This is a genomic window from uncultured Lamprocystis sp. (assembly GCF_903933125.1).
Lineage (GTDB): Bacteria > Pseudomonadota > Gammaproteobacteria > Chromatiales > Chromatiaceae > Thiodictyon.
Window position 1 is genome coordinate 1 of sequence record NZ_CAIZIZ010000252.1, and the last position, 3,194, is coordinate 3,194.

A 3,194-nucleotide genomic window follows, 5' to 3' on the forward strand; every position below is an offset into this window, starting at 1 on the left:
CGGTGACGGCTGGTGTTTTGGTCGACTTCAGACGATACCGCCGGTCTCCCGCTGCCGCCACCTCCGCAGGAGCCGCCGGCCCTGGTCCAGCCCACCCGTGCACAGCGCCCGGCCTCAGGCAAAAATGGCCAAAGTCGAGAGTAGGACACTCGATGATTTATGTGTTCCCGGAACACTGTCTCGCGGCGGGCGGTTCAAGCGAATCGACGCGGATCAGGGGCATGCGTATCAAATGATCGGCCAAAAGGAGCTATTTTGGTTAAAGCCTGAAGGACGTTGGATCGCAAAATCGGCGATGGACGACGATTCTCTGGGTATTGCTGGTGCGGTCATGGTGGCTGCCCAGGGTACGCTAGGGGAATCCGAACTCTATTGCCGAGCAGAGTTTGTTTGGGGGCCATGGACAAAGATGGCATTTTCCGAGCACATCTTGCGCGTCATTGCTGATGAAGCGGTCATGCCGCGGGGCTGCTTGTATGCTTTTATGCGTTCGGAGACGGCCTTCCGAATGCTTCGCTCAATCTCAGTGGGCTCGAAGCTGCAAGACCATCACTACAAATTGCGTGGTCAGCTTCCCGTGCCGTATCCACCGCGCGAAGTTCAGGCACAAATTCATAATAAGGTCATCGCCGCCTACGAGGCTCGGCATCGAGCAGTCGCATTGAACGACGAGGCGATTAGCATGGTCGAGCAGAGCATCGGGGGCGCGAAAGACTAATGGCCAAAGTGATCCCCATCGGCGACCCAATCAACGACGCCGAACGCGCCGCCATCGCCTATCTACGGGATCACCTGCCGGACAACTTCATCCTGCTGCACAACTTCGAGATCCTGCGTCAAAAGGAACGCTTCGAGATCGACCTCGCGTTGCTCACACCCCATGCCCTGTACCTGATCGACGTGAAGGGCACCCGCGGGACTATTGAGGTCTACGGTAACAGGTGGTATCCCGAGGGCCGCGCCTCCTATCCTTCCCCCTTACCCAAACTGCGCAGTCATGCGAAGACCGTCAAGGGTCTGATCACCGAGGCCCACCCGGGCCGTAGCGAGCTGGACGGTATCTATGTGGATGTCGCCATCCTGCTCACCGCACCCGACGCGTTTCTCAACGACCGCGATCAGCGCGACGCCGAACAGGTGGTCAAGCTCAAGGATGCGCAACGCTGGTTCAAGGACGGAACGCGCATCCCGGCCCGTTTCTCCAGAAATATCCTGGCTCAACAGGCGCTGATCCTGCACGCCTTGCAGGTGGCGAAGCCGGCCCCGGGCGTGCCGCGCTTTGGACACTGGCAGGTGAAGGAGCGGCTTGGGGCGACGGACGCCTACACCGAGTACCGGGCCGAGAATCTCTTCGCCGGAGGCACAGCGCGGCTGCGGGTCTATGCGGCCGAGCCCTACCAGCCGGAAGACGCGCGCAAGGCGCAGATCGCGCTGATCGCGAATGGCTACCGGGCGCTGTCCCGCCTGCCACTGCACCCGAACATCTTGGCGGCGCGCGACTTTTTTCCGACGGAGGACGATCGGGCCTTTTGCCTGGTGCTCGACGACACGCCCGGCCAGGCCCTGACGCTGCACCTGGCTCGCCCGCAACTGGCGCTGACTCTGGACCAGAAGTGGCGCGTTGCCCGCGACCTGCTCGCTGCCCTGGCCCATGCCCATCAGCATGGGGTGCTGCATCGCAATCTGACCCCCGGGGCCATCCTGATCGGGCAGGATGGCACGACGCGGCTGACCGACTTCGATTTCGCCAAGACCGCAGTCGACCGCGGCCTGACCATTGCGCCCGCGATCGTCGAGTTGGTGGAGGCCGGGTATGTGGCGCCTGAGGCGTATCGAGCACCGGAGACCGCCACCGCGGCTTCGGATCTGTTCTCGGCGGGGGCCGTCCTCTACGAGCTGTTCACCGGGGAGAAGCCCTTTGCGGGCGACCCCAATGTGGTCTGGGATCGGGAGGGCGCCTTCCTGTATCCACCGTCATCGCTGCGGCCCGAGCTTGGCCAGGCGTTCGATGCGTGGCTTACGACGCTGTGCCGTTTTGATGCCGGCGCGCGCCCGGGGGCCGTGGCGGCACTGGCGGGGTTGAACGCCCTGCTGCAACCGGCCCCACAGGTCCCCGCGGTGCCACCGCCCGAGGTGCCGGCGGCGGTCAGTGCCGAGGACGAGACTGATTACCTCAACCTGCCCGCGGGGCACCGGCTGACGCACAAATTCGTGGTCGAGCGGCGGTTGGGGCGGGGCAGCTTCGGCGTTGTCTATAAGGTGATCGATACCCTGGGCGACGTGGCACGGGCGGTGAAGCTGGTCCTCAACGACCGCTATTCCACGTTGGAGCGGCTGAAGAAGGAGTATCAGCCGCTGGTGCAGATCCCGGAACATCCGCGCATCGTGCGGGTGCTGGATGCGGACCTGATCCCCGGCGCCGGTATTCCCTACCTGGTGTTTGAGTACACCGAAGGGTCGGATGTCGGAGACATGATCGCGCAGCGCCTGCTCTCGGCGGAGGATGCGCTGGAGTTGGCCCGGCAGGTGATCGAGGGTCTGGTCCACCTGCATGGCAACGGTTTCCACCACTGCGACATCAAGCCGCGCAATCTCCTGTGGACGACCAAGGGGGCCAAAATCATCGACTTCAATGTGTCGGTGCGCGCCGGTGACCGCGAGGCGCGAGGTGGTGGGTCGCGCCGCTACCTGCCCCCGGATTTCGATCCGGAGGCGGTTCCCCACAACGGGGAGCGCGCCGACCGGGACCTGTACGCCCTGGGACTGACGCTTTACGAGGCCTTGGCCTCCCGCTATCCGTGGGACGCGAGCGAGCCCCCACCGAACCGGCCGGCACCGGATCCGCGTGAGTTTTCGGGTTGCGCCGATCTGGCGCCGGAACTGGTGGACTTGGTGCTCAAGGCAGTTGCCCCGCGGCGGGCCGAGCGCTTTGGGACCGCCGGAGAATTCCGTGATGCCCTCGCGGTGATTCGCCAGGCCCGGCGAACGCGGGCACCAAGTTTGGCGATCCTGGCGTCAGGTCTGGGTAGCGGCGGTGCGGCGGCCACCAGTGCCTCACCCAACACCAGTCCCTTCGTCTCCCATCTGCTGAGCCTCTACAGCCAGAGCCGCCGGAGTAATGCCGGTACCCGCGGATTGGATGCCCTGGGCTTTTCTGCCTACGTGGAGACCGCACTGGACCGGGAACTGCTGCC

2 protein-coding genes are annotated in these 3,194 nt (G+C 64.2%); both read left to right on the forward strand.

All coding sequences use genetic code 11. The features are described from left to right. Positions 1-124: 124 nt before the first annotated feature. Entirely contained in the window at positions 125-718 is a 594-nt protein-coding gene (locus QZY03_RS12655; RefSeq protein ID WP_295581530.1) for a hypothetical protein, read from the forward strand. Continuing rightward, positions 718-3,194, forward strand: a 2,477-nt coding sequence (locus QZY03_RS12660) for a protein kinase (protein WP_295581532.1), incomplete at its 3' end; no start/stop codon positions are given. The genes QZY03_RS12655 and QZY03_RS12660, both read left to right, overlap by 1 nt.